This window comes from Bradyrhizobium sp. GW821-FHT13H06, from assembly GCF_058803975.1.
In genome coordinates this window covers 823,561-842,633 of the sequence record NZ_JBXAPN010000002.1, presented here as the reverse complement: position 1 = coordinate 842,633, position 19,073 = coordinate 823,561, and the positions used below count along the sequence as shown (strand labels likewise).

Here is a 19,073-nt window from a genome sequence, read left to right as displayed (position 1 = left end):
CCACCCTTAAAGCGATTGTGCCAGCCGGATGCCCTCGTCAATCGCGCGCAAAGCGTCCAGTTCAGCGGCCTCCTTGGCGCCTCCGACGACAGCGGCCGGAATACCGCGCTCAACCAGTACGGCATGAAGCGCGCGGTTAGATTCCTGCCCGGTGCAAAGCACGATCGTGTCGGCCGCGACGACCTGGCGACGGCCATCGATCACGATGTGTAGGCCCTCATCGCCGATCCGTTCATAGCTGACGCCGCCCAACATCTCGACGCCGTATTTGCGGAGCGCGTTGCGAAGGATCCAGCCTGTGGAAACGCCAAGCCCGTCCCCCGGCTTAGAGGTCTTACGCTGCAGCATGACGACTTTGCGGGTACCGCCCACCGGCGCCTGCGGATCAGCCTTGAGCGCGCCCGGCGCGGAGAAATTTCCATCCACGCCCCAAGTGTCGAAAAAAGCCTCGCTGCCGTTAGCCTCGGCGGCGGGAGTGACAAGAAACTCGGCCACGTCGAAGCCGATACCGCCGGCGCCCATGATGGCGACGGTCTTTCCCGCGACCCGTGCGCCGGACAGGATTTCCGCATAGGTTGCCACCTTGGGGTGATCAATGCCCGGCAGATGGGGGATGCGGGGGCTGACGCCGGTGGCGACCACCACATGATCGAAACCGCCCAGATCCTCTTCGGTGGCGCGTTGGCCCAGATGTAGCTCGACCCCGTGCTTGTCCATCTGGCGGCGGAAGTAGCGCAGGGTATCGTCGAACTCGCTCTTGCCGGGTACAGCGCGGGCGAGCGTGAGCTGTCCACCGAGCGCTTGGGTAGCCTCGAACAACATAACGGCGTGGCCGAGCCGCGCGGCTTCCGCAGCAGTAGCCATTCCCGCCGCGCCACCGCCTACCACCGCAATCTTTTTGCGGACCTCGGCGGGCGTATCGCGCAGCTCGGATTCGCGACCAGCGCGAGGATTTACAAGGCAACTTACCGTGCGGCCAGAGAAGATATAGTCCAGGCAAGCCTGATTGCAGGCGATGCAGGTGTTGATCTCGTCTACTCGTCCTTCTCTGATCTTGTTGACGAAAAACGGATCGGCGAGCATTGGCCGCGCCATAGAGATCAGATCCGCATCGCCGCTTTCGAGGATGTCCTCGGCCATGTCAGCGGTGCTGATACGGTTCGATGCAACAACGGGGATGGAGACGGCGGCGCGGACCCGCGCGGCGGCCTTGCGCCAAGCTCCTCGCGGCACCGGATAGGCTATCGTCGGCACGCGGGCCTCGTGCCAGCCAATGCCAGTGTTGATGATGTCGGCGCCGGCAGCCTCGACCTTGCGAGCAAGGGCGGCGATCTCATCCGCCGGTGCGCCGCCCTCGATCAGATCGGCAGCCGAAATACGATAGATGATCAGTAGATCCGGACCGCAGCGCTGACGCACCGCGCGTACCACCTCGACCGGAAAACGATGGCGGTTCTCAGCGCTGCCGCCCCAGGCATCTTCGCGCTTGTTGGTGTGAGTCACCGTGAATTCGTTGATGAGATAGCCCTCGGAACCCATGATTTCCACGCCGTCAAAGCCTGCTGCCTGCGCGTTCGCTGCCGCTTCGGCGAATTGGCTGATTGTGCGGAGGATGTCGCTATCAGTCATCTCGCGCGGGATGTGGCGATTGATTGGTGCTCGAATTGGGGAAGGCGCTACGCAGCCCGCAATCTTTGCATAGCGCCCTGCATGAAGGAGTTGCGCGCAGATGAGAGCGCCCTCGTGATGTACTGCATCGCAAATCGGGCGAAGCGCCTGAGCCTCTTCGGGATCGTCAAGCCGCGGTCCTTGATCGTCAAGCACGCCTTCGGCGTTAGGCGAAAACCCGCCAGTGACGATGAGCGCAACGCCGCCCCGCGCACGTTCGACATAGAAGGCAAGTTGCGCGGCGATCGGGTCGGGCTTGCACTCGAGCTTGGTGTGCATTGAACCCATGATGATCCGGTTGCGCATTTCGTGGCGCCCGACCTTGAGCGGTGAAAGCACTCTGGCGTAGGTCGACGAAACCGTCGTGTTCATAATTTTCCTCCCTTGGCACTTGCCGTCTATTCTAACGTTTGTTAGGTTTCCTGCAAAGTCGATTTAAGACGCTTCGCGGGAGGATCATTCAATGCCATTTCAGCCGACCGAAGATCAGCTCGCCTTTCGGGAGGTAGCGCGGCGCTTTGCGCGCGAACGATTGGCCGATGGCTATCAAAAACGCGCCAAAGGCCATGTCCTCGATCGGGAACTAATCCGGGAAATGGGCTCACTCGGTCTGATTGGGCCGGATCTTCCCGAGAAGCTTGGCGGAATGGGTGAAAGCTCCGTCACCGCCGGTTTGATCACCGAACAAATCGCCTATGCCGATTTCAACGTCAGCTACGTGCAACTCCTGGGCTCGCTCATGGGCGGGATGGTTGCAAAACACGCATCGGAGGACATCGCGCGCGATTGGGTGCCGCGCGTGATTGCGGGGGACGCGGTGATTGGACTTGGCCTTACCGAGCCGCGGGGCGGTTCGGATGCGGCGAATCTTCAGCTCCGCGCCGAGAAGTCCGGCAATGGCTGGCGGCTGAATGGCGAAAAGACCTCGATGAGCTTTGCCGCGCAGGCAGACGCTGCTGTTGTCTTCGCCCGCACCGGCGATCCCCAAGGCGGGTCGCGTGGCGTCAGCGCGTTTTTTGTCAACTTGGCGGAAAAAGGTATCAAGCGGACCCATTTCGACGATATCGGTACTAAGCCGGTCGGTCGCGGCTCGGTTTTCTTCGATGATGTCCCTGTGCCGGCTGAATGTCTGATGGGTGAACAGGACCGTGCCTTCGGGACCATCATGGCCGGTTTTGACTACAGCCGCGCGTTGATCGGGCTGGAGTGCATCGGTCCGGCGCAGGCCTCTGTCGACGAGACCTGGGCCTATGTGCAACAACGCGAGGCGTTCGGCGCGCCGTTGGCCCAATATCAGGGCGTCACCTTCCCGCTCGCGGAGGCCGAGACGCAACTGACGATGATGCGCCAGCTTTGTTATTACACCCTCGATCTCCGCGATCGCAACATGCCGCATACGGCCGAGGCGGCCATGTGCAAATGGTATGTGCCAAAGACGGCCTGCGAGATCATGCAGCAGTGCCTGATTTTGCACGGGCACTACGGCTACACGACGGATCTACCACACCACCAGCGTTACAACGACGTGCTCGGGCTCCAAATCGGCGACGGTACGGCCCAAATCCAGAAGCTCGTCATCGCGCGCGAGAGGGTTGGGCGTGTGGCGCTCCAATATGACAAGAGAGCGAAGGGGGCGGCGAAATGAGCGTCCCAGTCAATATCCGAACCGAAGGCAGCACCGGGATCATCGAGCTGAGCCGGCCGGAGAAGTTCAACTGTCTCTCGCTCGAGGTGCATGAGCTTATCGATATCGCGCGTGCGAAATTCGAGGCCGACCGTTCGGTCCGGGCTATCCTGATCTGCGCACAGGGCAAACATTTTTGCACCGGTGCTGACCTCGTCGAAGTCAAGGGCAAGATTGACGATCCGGTGGCGCTCGACCACTTCATTGGCTTCGGCATGGGCGTGTTGCGCCGGCTCGAGCAGAGTCCCCTACCGGTGGTCGTGGCGGTTCAGGGGCTGTGCCTGGCGGGGGGGATCGAATTGATGTTGTCGTGCGATGTCTGCTTCGCGGCCGAGACCGCCCAGTTTGGCGATCAGCATGCGCAGTTCGGCCTCATTCCGGGTTGGGGCGGCAGTCAGCGACTGGTCCGCCTCATGGGACTGCGCCGAGCGCTCGATCTGATGTTCTCGGCGCGTTGGCTGAAGGCGGAGGAGGCGAAGGGGGTCGGACTCGTGAACTACGTCGTGGCCGATGATGAACTTCGAAGCGCGGCGTTGGCCTACTGCCAGAAGATCGACACGCGCTCTCGGCAGGGCATTGCGGAGATGAAACGGCTGGGTCGCGACGGTCTGGAATTGACGCTCGATCAAAGTATGCGACTTGAGCGCGATGCTGCGTTACGCCACCTGCCGGGAGCGGACGCGACCGAGGGACTTTCGGCCTTCGCCAATCGCCGCGAGCCGAGATTCGAACAATAACGTCGCGTCGGGGTTCACCATGGATTTCAACTTGAACGATGAGCAGCGCCAGATTTACGAATACGGCGCCCAGCTGGCGCAGCGCTTCGACAACGCCTATTGGCTCGATCATGCGCGTCGGCATGCTTTTCCGCGGGAGATGTTCTCCAAGATCGCCGATGATGGGTTTCTGGGGCTCATGGTGCCTCAAGAGTACGGCGGGGCCGGCCTCGGCATGACTGAGATGGCTCTTTTCATGGAGGGCACGGCCAATCACGGTATTCCGCTTTTGATGATGGTTGTAGGACCGACCATGTCTCTGGCGCATATTGCGAACCATGGAAGCGAGTTCCAGAAGAAAGAGCTCCTGCCGCGGGCGTGTCGCGGCGAAATCCAATTCTGCTTTGCGATCACGGAGCCGGGAGCTGGATCGAACACGATCAAGGCTCGCACCTTGGCGAGGCAAAGAGGCAACCGTTTTTCACTGTCGGGCGAAAAGACCTTTATCACCGGCGCTGATATTGCGGACTACTGCCTGGTGGTGGCACGTACCAAGCCGCACGAGGAAGTCAAACGCAAGACCGATGGCTTCACACTTTTTGCCGTCGATCTGAAAAAGAAAGGCGTCAACAAGCAGCGAGTAAAGGTTTCGATTCCGCTGCCCGAGGAGCAATGGACACTGTTCTTCGACGAGGTCGATCTTGGTCCTGAGGACGTTGTGGGCCAAGTGGACGAAGGCTTCTCGATTCTCTTCGACTCGCTCAATCCCGAGCGCATCATCCTGGCGGCACTATGCTGCGGAATTGGCCGATTTGCGCTGAACAAGGGCGTCGCCTATGCGTCGGAGCGCAACGTCTTTGGCCAGCCGATCGGTGCGCACCAGGGTGTGCAACACCCGATGGCCAAGGCCTATACCGCGGTCGAAATGGCGAGCCTCATGACCCGCCGCGCGGCCTGGGAATTCGATAGCCACCTGCCCGCCGGCGCCTCGTCCAATATGGCGAAATACGCCGCGGCAGAGGCGGGCATCGAGGCAGTCGATGCGGCGCTCCAGGCTCATGGCGGCTCCGGGTTTACCGAGGATACCGGCATCTATGAGCTATACCCGCTGGTGCGCTTGCTGCGCACTGCGCCGGTCAACCGCGAGCTGTGTCTGAGTTTCATCGGCGAGAAGGTCATGGGCCTGCCACGGTCCTACTGAACGCGGCGGATCGGCAAGGAGGCTGAGCAATGAATTTTGGTATGCGATTCCGGCGGGCGGACGCTTACGCAAAGTCGAGCGCGCGCTGCTGGCACGCCATTGAAACGACCCCGCTCGACGAAATCCGGCGCATTCAGGAAGAAAAGCTCATTACGCAGATGACCTATCTGCAGGCCAACTCGGAATTCTACCAGAAGAAGCTGGGCGCGGCCGGTGTCAGCTTCAACGACGTGCGCACTATCGAGGATCTGCAGAAGCTGCCCTACACGTTCAAAGCGGAGATCCGCGACAGTCTTGCCGCTCGCAAGCCCTTCGGCCTCCACCTCGCGGCGAAGCCCGAAGACCTCATTCAGATGCAGGCGTCATCCGGTACCACAGGCAGCCCATCTTACGTGGCTCTGACCGAATCCGACGCCTTAATGTGGCATGAAATGTCCGCACGCTGTTTCTTCGCCAACGGCGTGCGGCCCGGCGACGTGGTGCTGCACGCCTTCTCGCTGGCCAAAGGCTTTGTCGGCGGCATCCCGGTCATGCAGGCTCTGCAATACATGGGCGCCATCGATATTCCAATTGGCGCCGACGGGGGAGCCGACCGGCTCGTCAGGGCCTGCGCCGACATCCGCCCGCGCTGCGTTGTCGGAGCGCCGAACTTCGTCCTGCACCTCGGCGAGAAGGTACCTGAGATCCTAGGTATCCAGGCGTCCGATCTGGGGGTCGAGCGGGTTATCGTGGGTGGCGAACCGGGTGGCGGCATCCCCACCATCCGTCGCCGCATCGAGGAACTCTGGGGTGCGAAATGCACCGAGATGCTGGGTGGCACCGACCTTGGCGTGACCTACTGGGCCGAGTGCGACGAACAATCGGGCATGCACATGGTCAACATGGACTTCATTATTACCGAGCTGCTCGACCCTGACACCGGCATAATTATCCCTTTCGAGGACGGCGCGCGTGGTGAGATGGTCTATTCGGCGATAGGCCGGAAAGCGAGCCCGCTTCTACGCTTCCGCTCCGGCGACTATATCGAGGTCCTGGGCACCAGCTGCTCGTGCGGGCGAACCGGGCCAAAGATCCGCTGTATCGGTCGTACGGACGACATGCTGATCGTCCGCGGCGCCAACGTCTTCCCCTCGGCCATCCACAGCCTCATCAACGAAATGATGCCCGAGACCAACGGGGTGGTGCGCGTTGTCGCCGATTTCGAGGGGCACACGACGCAGTCGGCGCTGAAGGTGATCGTCGAACGCGGACCGCACCGTCCGGCCAGCAAGGACGACGAACTAAAAGACAAGATCGAGATGCGCTTGCGCGATGCGCTGGTGTTCAAGGCCGACGTGCGCATCGTCAAACCCGACACATTCGAGAAGCCCGGCGCGGCGAAGGTTGCGCTTACTCTTCGCAAGTACCCCGATCTGCCATGACAATTCTTAAATCGCTTCTTGACACGAGGTCGGAGGATTTCCGGACCAATGAGGCGCACTACCGCGCGAAAATCAAAAAGCTGCACGAACTTCGGCTGTCGCAACGCGCCGGCGGACCGCTGAAAGCACGCGAGCGACATGAAGAAAGGGGCAAGGTTCTGCCGCGTGATCGCGTCGAACGGCTGCTCGATCCAGGCACGCCCTTTCTGGAACTGGGTGAGCTTGCCGGATTGAACAAATATGACGACGTCCCCCCCGGAGCCAGCATCATTACCGGCATCGGCATGATCGAGGGCCGGCACTGCATGATCATTGCCAACGACGCGACGGTAAAGGGCGGCACGTATTTCGGCATGACCTGCAAGAAACACGTGCGCGCCCAGCGCATCGCCTGGAACAACCGGCTGCCGGTGATCACGCTGGTTGACAGCGGAGGTGCCTTCCTGCCCGAGCAGGCAAACATCTTCCCCGACGAGGGACAGTTCGGCTCGATCTTCCACAACCAGGTGGGCATGTCGGGCGATGGCATTCCACAGATTGCCGTGGTGATGGGGCCTTGTACCGCGGGCGGCGCCTATATCCCAGCACTATGCGACGAGGTGGTAATCGTGCGGGGCCAAGGTTTCATGTATCTCGGCGGCCCCGAATTGACGTTTGCCGCGACTGGCGAGAAAGTCGATGCCGAGACCTTGGGCGGCGGCAAGATGCACTGCTCGATCTCCGGTGTGACCGACCACCTGGCCGAGAATGACGCCCATGCGCTCGCGATCACCCGGCAGATCGTGGCGCATCTGGGTGACAAGGCCAGTCCACGCAAGACCCCTGCCGTACCGAAGCCTCCAGCTTATCCCGTTGAGGAGATCTACGGCATCATCAGCCGCGACGCCAAAGTGCCGACCGAGAACCGCGAGATCGTCGCCCGGCTGATCGATGGCAGCGAATTGCACGAGTTCAAGCCGCTTTATGGCGACACGCTGATAACCGGCTGGGCCCGCATTCACGGCCACGAGGTCGGCATCCTGGCCAACAGCGGAGTGCTCTTTGTCGAGGCAGCTCTGAAGGCGACGCATTTCATAAATCTTTGCGTACAGCGCGACATTCCGCTGGTCTTCCTCGCTGACGTCAATGGCTTCATGGTCGGCCGCGAGGTGGAGCAGGCGGGCATCGCCAAGGCGGGCGCCAAGATGATCACCGCCATGTCGTCGGCCCGCGTGCCGAAATTCACGGTGATCACCGGCGGCTCCTACGGCGCGGGCTACCTCGCCATGTTGGGCCGGCCGTTCCAGCCCGACGCCATGTTCGCTTGGCCGAACGGTCGCGCGGCCATCATGGGACCAGAGCAGGCGGCGAGCGTGCTGGCCCAGGTGCGCGCCCAGATCAATGAACGCGAGGGCAAGAACTGGACGCCGGAAGAGGAAGAGGCGTTCAAGGCTCCAATCCGCCGTGAATACGAGACCTTTCAAGACGCCTACAACTTCGCCTCGCACCTGTGGATCGACAACGTGATCGAACCTGCCGAGACACGTGATGTGCTTGCGCTGTTGCTGGACGTAGCTTCGCGGCGCCCGAAAGCTGAGAGCCACTTTGGCGTTTTCCGGTTTTAGGGCCGAGACACCATGCGTATTAAAACCCTTCTCATTGCCAACCGCGGCGAAATCGCCTGCCGGATCGCGCGCACGGCACGTGGGCTCGGGATCATCCCGGTCGGCGTGCATTCCGATGCCGACGCCAAGGCTCTGCATGTGCGCGAAATCGGTCGGTCGCTGCGGATCGGCGCCGGGCCGGCTGCCGAAAGCTATCTGCGGATTGACGCGGTGATCGCGGCCGCCCGGCAAGCCGGCGCAGATGCAATCCATCCCGGCTATGGCTTCTTGGCGGAAAATGCCGACTTCGCTCGCGCGGTCGAAGCCGCCGGCATGATCTTCGTCGGCCCCACAGCTGGAACGCTGGAGCGGTTTGGCGACAAGGCCAGCGCCAAGAAGGCCGCGATCGAGGCGGGGGTGCCGGTGATTCCTGGCGTCGAGCGTGTAATGTCGGATCCCGTCCAGATTGCCCAAGCGGTGCGCGAAATTGGCCCGCCGGTCCTGCTAAAGGCCGTCGGTGGCGGTGGCGGGCGCGGTCAGCGCCTGGTCGAGAACGAAGTTACACTGGCTGCCGACATCGAAGGCGCGTTGCGCGAGGCAAAGTCCACCTTCGGCTCTGAGGGGCTTTTGCTGGAGCGCTTCTTGCCAGCGGCTCGCCATGTCGAGGTGCAGGTCGCGGGAGACGGCAACGGCCATGTCGTGCATCTCTTCGAACGCGATTGCACGCTTCAACGCCGCCACCAGAAGGTGATTGAAGAAGCTCCCGCCTGGGGCCTGCCGCGACCGCTTCTGGACCGGATCGCGCAGGACGCGGTCCGGCTTGCCGAGGCACTCAACTATCGCGGGCTTGGCACCATCGAATTCCTGGTGACGGGCGAGAAGTATTTTTTCCTCGAAGTCAATCCCCGGATTCAAGTTGAACATCCCGTGACGGAGGCGGTCACCGGGCTAGACCTGGTGGCGCTGCAACTGCGCATCGCAGAGGGCGCAGGTCTGGGCCTGACGCAGGATCAGATCACCTGCACCGGCCATGCCGTGGAGGCGCGGCTCTATGCCGAGGATCCGACGATGCAGTTCGCCCCCTCGACAGGGCGGATCACCGTGCTCTCGCTGCCCGGTGATCTCCGTATCGACAGCGGGGTCGAAATAGGCGACAGCGTCAGCCCATTCTACGATCCAATGATCGCAAAGCTGATCATCCACGGTCCCAATCGGAAAACCGCGCTGGCGCGCCTGGCGCGGGTGCTGGATCATGTGGCGGTGGACGGGGTTGAGACCAACCGCGCCTTCCTTGCCGCGCTGGCCCGCGACGCCGATTTCGCGCGGATGGAGGTCCACACCCGCTGGATCGACCATCGCATCGAGGCGCTGACCGCCGCGCCGCAGCGGTCGGATGCGCGCCTGTGGCAGGCGGCGGCCGGCGTCCTGTTCGTCACCCGCGGTCGCGCCAATGGCGATCCCAACCCTTGGCGCAACCGCGATCGGTTCACCGGCTGGCGGCTAGGTCTTGGTGGCGGTCTGGCAGAAGCTGGGCAGCGCGTGATGCTGGCCCGTCCGGGCGCGCAGGGCGAAGAGCTGCGTGTCAGTCCGGTGGGAAGCGATGGGCGCTTTGTCGTCTATGGGGCCGACGCGACCCCGCTGGCTCTGACCGCAGCTGAGCTTCGGTGTGGCCACTGGCAGATCACGCAGGATGGTGAAACGACGATGATCACCACGCGGATCAACGGTGAGACGATTGAGATCGACACGCCCGACGGACGTCACCTGTTCCAGGCCGCACCGCCGCTTGCCTTCGCCGAGATCGACAGCGCCGCGGACCGTACTCTCTTATCGCCTCTGACCGGCACAATCGTGAAGGTGCTGGTCCGCGAGGGCGCCCCTGTGGCGGCTGGCGAGGTCGTGGCAATCCTGGAATCGATGAAGCTCGAAATCTCAATCAAGGCGATGGTTTCGGGGGTGGCGAAAAGTATATCCATCTCGCAAGGCGCGATGGTGGACCGGGGGCAGCCAATCGCCGAGATAGCTCCCATAGATAGCGAGGGTTCATGAGCGATTTTCCGAAATTTGTCGAGTTCAGGGAAGAAGGGCCGCGTGAAGGGTTCCAGATCGAGAAGAAGATCCATCCGATCGAAGAGCGGATTGAACTAATCGATATGCTCAGCGAGACCGGGTTGAAGCGGATTCAGGTGGGCAGCTTCGTCAATCCTCAAAAGGTGCCCCAAATGGCGGATACGGCGGAGCTGTTTAAGCGCATCAAGCGGGTGCCCGGCGTGAGATACACCTCGCTCTGGCTGAACGACAAGGGTTTCCGCAAGGCGCTTGCGGCGCATCAGGTAGACATCGATCCGCGGCTATTGTTCTATCCCTCCGACACATTCTCGCGAAAGAACAACGACGCTTCGTCGATTGAGATGCGCGAAAAGCAGCGCGAATGGGTGAAGCTCTACAAGCAGGAGGGCCACGCTGTCGACACGGCGTACGTGATGACCGCATTCGGATGCAACTTCGAAGGACCGATCCCGCAGCAACGGGTCCTGGACGATTTCCGCTTTATCCTCGATCTCTGCACAGAAGAAAATATCCCGCTGCCGATCCTTGTTGTCGCCGACACGATGGGGTGGGGCAATCCCGAGGCGATCAAGCGCATGATCGGAGCGCTTAGGGATATGAAGCCCGACGCGCGCATCGGCATGCACTTGCACGACACAAGGGGCCTCGGAATAGCCAACCTCTATGCTGCGCTTTCTATGGGCGTTGACATGTTTGAGAGCTCCGTCGCCGGACTGGGCGGCTGCCCGTTTGCCGGTCACGGCCACGCGCGCGCGGCCGGAAATGTCTGCACCGAAGATGCCGTGTTTCTCTGCCATGAACTAGGCATCCGGACCGATATCGACCTCGACAAGCTGATCGCGGCTGCCGTTTGCGCCGAAAAGATCATCGGCTCGCCGCTGATGGGCCGGGTGATGCATTCCGGCGGGCTCGACAAGTACCGCAAAGCAAGCTGAGCAAGGATCGAGATGAGCAAGGTCCTCGACGGAAAAGTCGTCCTGATCACAGGGGCGGGCGGCGGCATCGGACGGGAAATCGCACTGGCAGCCGCGAAGGTCGGAGCCGCAATTGTAGTCAACGATCTGGGCGTTTCCGTGAAAGGCACTGGCCAGACCGAAACTGCGAGGCAGAAGGTGACCGACAAAGCGAACTTTATCCCGCTCGACGTCTCCGCCGCCGTCTTTTCCTGGGATCCGGTCTGATGGCAAATCGCAAGAGAAAGATCTCCTCCAAGATCGCATGGAGCACGCCTGACAGAATCTGCGTGCGCGGGCTGGATCTGCCGAACGAGATTCTCGGGCACATGAACCTTGGGGATCTTGCATTTCTCCAACTGACCGGGCGCAAACCGACGCTTGAGGAAGGCAGGGTGTTCAATGCCATTGTCATCACGCTGGTGGAACATGGCATTACGCCCTCGGCGCTGGCGGCACGGATGACCTACATGGGCGCGCCCGAGGCGCTCCAGGCCGCGGTGGCTGCGGGGCTGTGCGGACTCGGCACCGTATTCGTCGGCTCAATGGAGGGCGCCTCTAAAATGCTCTACGAGGCGCTGCCGCGCGATAAGCTCGGCAGCCGACAGGATCTCGACAAACTCGCCGACGAAACCGTGGAGGCGTTTGCTGCCCGCAGGGCCATCGTTCCGGGTCTTGGCCATCCAGTGCACAAACCTGTCGATCCGCGCACGCCGCGCCTGTTTCAGATTGCAGCAGAAAACGGCTTGTCAGGCGAATATGTCGAGCTGATCAAAAAAATCCAGACCGCGGCTGAGAAACGCTCCGGCAAGATGCTGCCGATCAACGCCACTGGGACCATCGGAGCGATCTGCTGCGAGTTCGGCTTTTCCTGGAAGATCGTGCGCGGCTTCGGCGTGATGGCACGTGCCATCGGCCTCGTGGGCCACATTCTGGAGGAGAGCGAAAACCCGATCGCCTATGAGATCTGGCAGCGCGCCGAAGAGGAAAGCCTCGAAACCAGCGGCCCGCGCGCAGATTGAGTTATTTTCAGAGGAATTCGATGAAGACATCCGCTCCCGACATCCACAACCTCGGAAGGCCGCCTCTTTCTAAGCGAACCTAATGACCAGAAAGCCCATCCGTCTTCCGTTCCTCGCTGCCGGTAGAGTGGACCGCGCTCTGCTCGAGGCGGATTTCGGCGGCGCGTATCAGGTTGCCCTTGATCTGGAGGATAGTGTCACGCCGCAGAAGACGGGGCGGCGAGCAAGATACGTTGCGGGGCGGATAGTCGATTTATGCAAGGCGCATGAATGGCTGGCAGAGTTGGAACATCTTGGTGATCTGAAATATCCTATCGGAGGAGGTTCTGACGTTGCATTTTCGGGCAACGCTTGGTCAATGGCTCTGGTCGATGCCAGATGACGTCGGGCCACTTGGCGTCCACTGACCCGGCCGGGGCGGAAATCGGTCAGCGCGCGGCTTTCCACTGCTGAAGCGATCAAGGGAGGAATCGATGCGGGATGAAGTCATGGCTGCAGGTCAGACCAGCGTCTATGGCCTGTTCAGAACCTGTGCACGAAGGCAGCCGTCCTACACCGCGATCGACTATGACGGGTTAACCGTTTCATATGGCGACCTTCTGAACCGGGTCGACCGGATCGCTTCCGCCCTTCTCGGTAAAGGAATCAATCCTGGCGACCGCATTGCGATCCTTTCGCATAACTGTCCCGAGTATGTGGAACTGCAACTGGCGGCAGCTGCGATCGGAGCGATCGTTGCTTGCCTGAACTGGCGGCTGGCGCCGGCCGAGCTCAAGCATTGCATCGAACTGGTGGAGCCGGTGATGGCTGTGGTCGAGCCGGAATTACACGCATCGTTCGCGGTCGTGTCCCAATTGCCGGTGATCGAAATCGGCCCTGAGTGGAGCCGCATGAGCACCTCGACCGCCCCCGATCCTCGTCTCGGCACCATGCTTGAAAGCGATGAGCAGGGACTGACCATTCTTTTCACCTCGGGGACCACGGGACTGCCCAAGGGCGCGCTCATCAGTCATCGCGCGCATGTGGCGCGCGCGATGGTTTTTGCCGCCGAATTGATGCTGGCCCCCCTTGATGCGTTCGTCGCCTGGGCGCCGATGTTCCACATGGCGTCGACCGACCATATGCTGGCAACACTCATGCGTGGCGGTACGGTAGTCATCATAAACGGCTTCCAGCCAGAAGCGATCAACATGGCATTGGCCAGCCGCAAGATCGGATGGCTGGTGATGATGCCGGGCGTGATCGATGCATTCATCGAGACGCGGAAAGCCCATCCGGGACCAATCAAGGGGATCAGGATTTGTGGCGCTATGGCGGATCTTGTGCCACGGCACCAAATTGCAGAGTTGACCCGCCTCCTTGACGCTCCCTATCTAAACTCCTTCGGCGCTACTGAGACCGGTCTTCCGCCCGCAAGTGGTTCTGTCATTGAGGTCGGCGTGACGCCGACCGATCTCGCCAAACGTATTTCGTCATTTTGCGAGATTGGGCTGGTCGATCCGCAGGACAATGACGTGCCCGACGGCGAGCCGGGTGAAATGGTGATCCGGGGACCCACGCTCTTTTCAGGCTATTGGAATGCGCCGGAAGCCAACGCCGTGGATTTCAGAGGCGGCATGTTCCACATGGGCGATACCTTTCGGCGCCTTCCTGACGGACGCGTGGATTTCGTCGACCGGGTAAAATACATGATCAAGAGTGGAGGCGAAAATGTTTATCCGGCCGAGATCGAGCGGGTGTTACTGGCTCATCCGGCGGTTTCAGAAGCTGCGGTAGTCAAGGTCAGTGATCCAAAATGGGGAGAAAGGCCAGTAGCGTTCGTCGCTTGTAACGATGCAAACATATTCGCCGATGAACTCATGAGGCTCTGCGGGGAGCGACTCGCCGGATACAAACGGCCGAGAGAGATCCGGTTCATTGCCTTCGAGGATTTCCCGCGTTCGACCAGCGGCAAAGTCCAGCGCCATGTCCTCGAGGATCGATTGAAAGATGAAGGCGCTGCATGACGAATATGACCTGTGATAGTCGGAGCTGACGCTGGAGGTTCAGAAGCTGAGTTTGATTTTATCTTGGGATGGATGGCGATAGCCGGAGCACCTCGGCCAACGCGGATATGAAAGCGAGCGGTGCGCACGTGGCGTCGCAGCCGATCTGACGCACCCGCTGCGGCGCGACAAACTCCCGCCAGCGCGTCGTCGAGGGGTACGTTGGTTTGGCGAACCAAGGCGAGAAAGGCCATCGCGCGCCGTAGCTCGGTGCGATGATCGCGGTCGCGGCCAACACTGCCGCAGACTGCTACCTCGCGGTGTCGAAGGAAAGCAGAACATCCGCCACACTGCGTGGCCTGGCGATCCGAAGCCGCTGCACTCCAGCTCGATTGGCAAGGCCTTGCTTGCCGCCAAGCCGCCGAAGGGGCGCACTGAGACGATGGCAAAATCGCCACTCGATGCGATGACGGGATACACGATCATTGATCGCACGCGTGTTGCCGAAGAGATGAAGCGATCAAGCTCACCCCGGCTCGTGGTTACGCGATCACGCGCGGCGAAAATGTGGCCGACGTCATGGCGGTCGTGAGGGGCGGTAAAGATCGGCGGCGGACGTATGTGGAATCGCTGTCGCCGGGCCACGCACCGGATGACCGAGCGCATCGCATTTCGCGGCCATTGGGGCGATCTATAGGTGAAAGTCTCGGCGCGCGAGGACGTGGCGCTCGCCATTCTGACCGGCTCGGAGACAAGGCGTTTGCTTCGGGGGCGACCTGAAGGAGATGGAGGAGCGGAAGTGCCGGACGGACCAGTCTCCACTCAGACCGGGCGAAGCGCCTTTGCCAGGTCGGCCTGCCGGGTCGGAAGGTTCACCGTCTCGGCGGCGACCAGCCGGTCACCGGAGAACAGACGGATCTCGCGGGCGTCGTCGTCCTCGCTCGTGCTTTCCTGAAGGCGGTCGTAGCCCGCGGCGATACCAAGGCCCTGCACCTTCATTCCCTTGAGGTCCGACCAGAAGCGCGGCGGAGCGGCGGGTGGCAGCGGCTTGCCGCAGATATGGGCCGCAGCAACCAGCGCCTGGGACATGCCATTGTGGATCGTCTCGATCCGGATGGGCGCGCCGAAGAAGGGGTTGACGGCCCTCGCGCAGTCGCCGACAGCGTAGACATGGGGATCCGTGGTGAGCATGGCGCCATCGACCACGATTCCGCCGTCACACCCCAGACCGGCCTGCACCGCAAGCCCGACATTCGGCAAGGCACCGATGCCGGCAACGACGATGTCCGCAGGCACCTGCGCCCCCGAGACCAGCCGCAGGCCGGTTGCCCGGCCGTTTCTTCCCATGATTTCTTCGACCCGCGCGTTGAAGATGAACGCGACGCCTTCTGCCTTCAGCTTCCGGGTAACATGGTTTGTCACCGCCGGCGAGGCGACGCGCGCCATCGGTCGGGCGGCGGCCTCGACCACGGTCACCTGTTTGCCCCGCGCGATCGCGGCGGATCCGACCTCGAGCCCGATCACACCACCACCAACAATGGCGACGGTCCGGCAATCGGCGCGACCGAGCGCCTCGCGCAGCGCGGCGGCATGGCCCAGATCGCGCAGGTAGAATACGTTTTTTAGACCCGCCCCGGGCACTTTGATAGGGCGCGAGCTGGCCCCCGTTGCCAGGATCAGTTTGTCGTAGCCGATCGCGCCGCGGTCGCGCATCGTCACCTGCCTGGCCTCGCGGTCCAGCCGCACGACCTTGCGGCCGCGTTCGAGCGTGATGCGGTTGTCCTGAAAGAACCCGGCCGGCCGGATCGGCGTCGGCCGCGGCGTGTCGGCCGACGTCAGCCAGGCCTTGGACAGCGGCGGGCGTTGATAGGGCAGGGCGGGTTCCTCGCCCAGCACGGTGATCTGTCCGTCGAATCCGTTCTGGCGAAGCGCCGCCGCGGCGCTGACGCCCGCCGCTCCCGCGCCGATGATGACGATTTTCTGCATGGCGATTCCATTCCTCCCGAACTGCTGCAGGGCCTCACAGAAGCCCGCGCGAGCGCGCCGCGGCGATGGCCTGAGACCGGTTAGCAACATCGAGGTCGCCGAAGATCTTTTTCAGGTGCCATTTCACTGCGTCCTCGGTCACGAGCATCTGCGAGGCGATCTGTTTGTTTGTCATTCCAGTGCTGACGCACTCCAGAACGGCGATCTGCTTGACCGACAGACGTGTGCCCCCGGCTGCCAGCGATCCGCGCCGCCGCTTCGACTCTCCGGCGGGCTGGATCTCTGTTCGGGCCGCCAGAAGCGGCGGCTGCGGAATGGCATCGAACAAGTCCTGCGCGACCGGGTGCAGCGCAATGAGTCCGTCCCGGATCCAGCGCGAGGTCGAATGACACCTCATATGGCGGGCGATCTGCTCGGCTTGGATCAGTTTGCGTTTTGCCGTCTTCTCCGATCCAAGTGCGTGGGCTGCCACAGCCTGACAATACTGCGCGATAATTTCCCCGCGCGCGTCGGAAATCGACGCGGCGGCTTGGGCGGCCAGCTTCGCATTGCGTTCGGCCAAGCCGAATCGCCCCCCGGCGAATGCCTCCATCGTCCGCAGGAACGCGATCCGTCCTTGGATCGCGCGGTTCTGATTGGGCAGGAACCGCAATGCGCTTTCATCGGGGAGCGCCAGCCGGTCGGACCGGTCGCCGTAGCACAGCGCCAGTTCGGCCTGCTGAAGCCGCGCGAGAATGTCGAGGCGCAGAAGATGCCGCTCCCGCGCCGCCGCTCGGCATTGCTCCAGCAAGGCCCAGGCCCGCTCGGGATTGCCTTGCCGGCACAACAGGGTCGTGTAGCTGGAGGTAACCCCCCAGAACACGTCGGTCACGCCGTAGTTGAGGCCAAATTCGAAGGCGGCCCCGGCAAGGGCTTCACTAACGAAGTCGGGATTGGCTTCCTGAAGGGCCTGCATTTCGAAGGCGCCGAACAACTTGTCCGAAAAGGCCGAACGCGAAACCGCGACATCCGGGCTGTTGCGGGCGTCCGAGAGGGAATCGAACGCCAGCGGGATGTCCCCCTTGAACAGAGACGCCTGGATCCTGGCCGCGGCGAGCCAGCCGAACGCGTACCGCTGGCGGGCGGAGCGATTGGCGGCAAAGGCCTTGCCGAGGACTGTCTCGTGGCGGTCGAACCGGCGGTCGCTCGCGGCGATGAAGGCAAGACAGGTGAGCGCCGCGCCCTTGCCGACCTCGTTTCGGTCACCGAACTCCCGAATCCAGTCCCGGCAGAGACCCTCGCTCAGCTCCATCTCGTCGTGGGTAGCCTTGCCGATCGCCAGCACAAGCTCGCGCCAACCCTTCCCATCTTCCACCCCGGCCGGTTCGCCCGAGCCGGCCTTCACTTGGGCGCCGAGGATATCTTCCGCTTCGGCGAATTTTTGGCAGAAATACATCGTCCAGGCGTAGCTCAGGCGAAGCGCCGGCAATTGGTGAAGCTTGCTGCGCGGCACCTCGGCGCACCATGTGCGGAGCGCCTCGATCTCACCTTGGCGCAGCGCGAGGTCCAGCATGATTTCCCCGCTCATGCCCTGCGCCCAGCGATGGTCGCGTGCCTCCAGCGCCGCGACAATGGCGTGTTGGAACTCCCGCCGCCGCCAATGCCAGAATGCGATGCGTTTTAGCACGTAGGACCGGCGCGCCCCCTGCTCGATGTCGAACCGGCGGCGCAGATAGGCGCGGAGCGCGGGATGCATCTCCATCCCGAGATCGGGAGCGCTCGACGGGATCAGCAGGCCGTGGGTCTGGCTGAGGTCGACGATGTCGCGCGCGGCATCCTTCGTCTTGAACACGTAGTCGTAGCATTCGGCTGTGATGGTCTTGAGCATGGCCGCGTTGCGCAGAACGCTCCCCGATGTGCCGGGCAGGCGCCCAAGAAGCTCTTCGCTGAAATAGGAGCAGGTTTCCGGCCAGGTCGCGGCGGGCGTATCCGGACGAGCAGTGATGCGCATGAACCCGCAAAGCGCGGGCCATCCCCCGGTGGTCGCGATCATGCCCTTGGCCGCCGGGCCATCCATGCCGGCATAGGCGCGGGCCTCGTCCTCGGTGAAGGCAAGCTCTGCGGCGCCGAACGTCCTGACGCCGGGCAGCAGCGACAACCTCACAAGCCCGTCAGCTGCCCTGGCCGCAAGCACGAGTCGCACGTGATCGGGCGTTTCGCAGATGAGATTTTGGATCAGCTCGAGGCTTTGCGCATCGCCACCGGGACCGTCGAGGCAGATGGTTACGGGACCGGCTGCGCCAGCGAGGGCATCGCGAAGCGGCCGGGTGAACGACGCGGTATCGGCCTCGCTCCGCAAAGCGCGCGGCCCTTCGATCTGGTACAGGATCGCTGCCGCCAGCAACTCTTCCTCTGGAAGGCCTATCAGTGATTCCTGAGGCAGGCAAAGATATGCGAAGGCTTCGTTTCTGGCGCAGGCATCTTCTGCGGCCGTGGCGACCAGCACGGATTTCCCGTATCCCATCGGGGCCCGATACAGGAGGGCCTTGGCTCCGGGCACTCTATCGAGGCTAAGCCGATCGCGCCGGACAGTGGCGCGCACAAGGAATTGCCGTCTTGAGCGCATCCGGTCACACAAAGCCGTGACCTGTGGCGCAATCCGGCGCCCATCCGCCTCCATGCTCCTCCCTCGCGTAACCGGTGGCCAGTCTTTTGAGGCAAGCTAGTGCAAGGTTCTGGATGCCAAAACTACACTAACGTGTAGTTGATCGCCATCGCAATTCCGAGATTTTAGGGAATTAAGTG

General features: G+C 62.2%; 15 protein-coding genes. 12 read left to right on the top strand and 3 right to left on the bottom strand.

What is annotated here, in order from left to right; genetic code table 11:
• Positions 1 to 6: 6 nt before the first annotated feature.
• Positions 7 to 2,040: an oxidoreductase gene (locus AC1RQP_RS10880; protein ID WP_492936910.1), complete on the bottom strand. Its 2,034-nt coding sequence runs from the start codon at positions 2,038 to 2,040 to the stop codon at positions 7 to 9.
• A 91-nt stretch (positions 2,041 to 2,131) separates the two neighbouring features.
• Here AC1RQP_RS10880 and AC1RQP_RS10875 point away from each other — a divergent pair, with 91 nt between their 5' ends.
• The 12 genes from AC1RQP_RS10875 to AC1RQP_RS10820 all read left to right on the top strand — a co-directional run bounded on the left by AC1RQP_RS10875 (position 2,132) and on the right by AC1RQP_RS10820 (position 14,895).
• Complete coding sequence (locus AC1RQP_RS10875) at positions 2,132 to 3,313, top strand: acyl-CoA dehydrogenase family protein (protein WP_492936909.1); 1,182 nt, start codon at positions 2,132 to 2,134, stop codon at positions 3,311 to 3,313.
• Positions 3,310 to 4,089: an enoyl-CoA hydratase/isomerase family protein gene (locus AC1RQP_RS10870; protein ID WP_492936908.1), complete on the top strand. Its 780-nt coding sequence runs from the start codon at positions 3,310 to 3,312 to the stop codon at positions 4,087 to 4,089. The genes AC1RQP_RS10875 and AC1RQP_RS10870 overlap by 4 nt, the downstream gene beginning before the upstream one ends.
• Before the next feature lie 19 nt (positions 4,090 to 4,108).
• Complete coding sequence (locus AC1RQP_RS10865; RefSeq protein ID WP_492936907.1) at positions 4,109 to 5,269, top strand: acyl-CoA dehydrogenase family protein; 1,161 nt, start codon at positions 4,109 to 4,111, stop codon at positions 5,267 to 5,269.
• 29 nt (positions 5,270 to 5,298) lie between these two features.
• Complete coding sequence (locus tag AC1RQP_RS10860) at positions 5,299 to 6,690, top strand: phenylacetate--CoA ligase family protein (protein ID WP_492936906.1); 1,392 nt, start codon at positions 5,299 to 5,301, stop codon at positions 6,688 to 6,690.
• The gene (locus AC1RQP_RS10855) at positions 6,687 to 8,294 is read left to right on the top strand and encodes an acyl-CoA carboxylase subunit beta (RefSeq protein ID WP_492936905.1); all 1,608 of its coding nucleotides are present in this window, start codon (positions 6,687 to 6,689) and stop codon (positions 8,292 to 8,294) included. Before AC1RQP_RS10860 ends, AC1RQP_RS10855 begins: the two co-directional genes overlap by 4 nt.
• 12 nt (positions 8,295 to 8,306) lie before the next feature.
• Positions 8,307 to 10,322, top strand: a complete 2,016-nt coding sequence (locus tag AC1RQP_RS10850) for an ATP-binding protein (RefSeq protein WP_188108033.1) — start codon at positions 8,307 to 8,309, stop codon at positions 10,320 to 10,322.
• Positions 10,319 to 11,278, top strand: coding sequence for a hydroxymethylglutaryl-CoA lyase (locus AC1RQP_RS10845; RefSeq protein WP_188108032.1), 960 nt, complete (start codon positions 10,319 to 10,321; stop codon positions 11,276 to 11,278). The genes AC1RQP_RS10850 and AC1RQP_RS10845 overlap by 4 nt, the downstream gene beginning before the upstream one ends.
• A gap of 12 nt (positions 11,279 to 11,290) precedes the next feature.
• Positions 11,291 to 11,524 (top strand): SDR family NAD(P)-dependent oxidoreductase, encoded by a 234-nt coding sequence (locus tag AC1RQP_RS10840; protein ID WP_188108031.1) that lies wholly within the window; start codon positions 11,291 to 11,293, stop codon positions 11,522 to 11,524.
• Complete coding sequence (locus tag AC1RQP_RS10835) at positions 11,524 to 12,318, top strand: citryl-CoA lyase (protein WP_188108030.1); 795 nt, start codon at positions 11,524 to 11,526, stop codon at positions 12,316 to 12,318. Before AC1RQP_RS10840 ends, AC1RQP_RS10835 begins: the two co-directional genes overlap by 1 nt.
• Before the next feature lie 82 nt (positions 12,319 to 12,400).
• Positions 12,401 to 12,700, top strand: coding sequence for a hypothetical protein (locus AC1RQP_RS10830; RefSeq protein ID WP_188108029.1), 300 nt, complete (start codon positions 12,401 to 12,403; stop codon positions 12,698 to 12,700).
• Between the two features lie 91 nt (positions 12,701 to 12,791).
• On the top strand, positions 12,792 to 14,324 hold the full coding sequence (locus AC1RQP_RS10825; RefSeq protein WP_188108028.1) for a class I adenylate-forming enzyme family protein: 1,533 nt from the start codon (positions 12,792 to 12,794) through the stop codon (positions 14,322 to 14,324).
• A gap of 145 nt (positions 14,325 to 14,469) precedes the next feature.
• Entirely contained in the window at positions 14,470 to 14,895 is a 426-nt protein-coding gene (locus AC1RQP_RS10820; protein ID WP_188108041.1) for an IclR family transcriptional regulator domain-containing protein, read from the top strand.
• Between the two features lie 230 nt (positions 14,896 to 15,125).
• Here AC1RQP_RS10820 and AC1RQP_RS10815 read toward each other — a convergent pair whose 3' ends face one another.
• Complete coding sequence (locus tag AC1RQP_RS10815) at positions 15,126 to 16,289, bottom strand: NAD(P)/FAD-dependent oxidoreductase (protein WP_492936904.1); 1,164 nt, start codon at positions 16,287 to 16,289, stop codon at positions 15,126 to 15,128.
• Between the two features lie 34 nt (positions 16,290 to 16,323).
• Positions 16,324 to 18,774 carry a helix-turn-helix transcriptional regulator gene (locus tag AC1RQP_RS10810; protein WP_492936903.1) on the bottom strand — a complete coding sequence of 817 codons (2,451 nt, stop codon included), beginning with the start codon at positions 18,772 to 18,774 and terminating at the stop codon, positions 16,324 to 16,326.
• Positions 18,775 to 19,073: the final 299 nt, after the last annotated feature.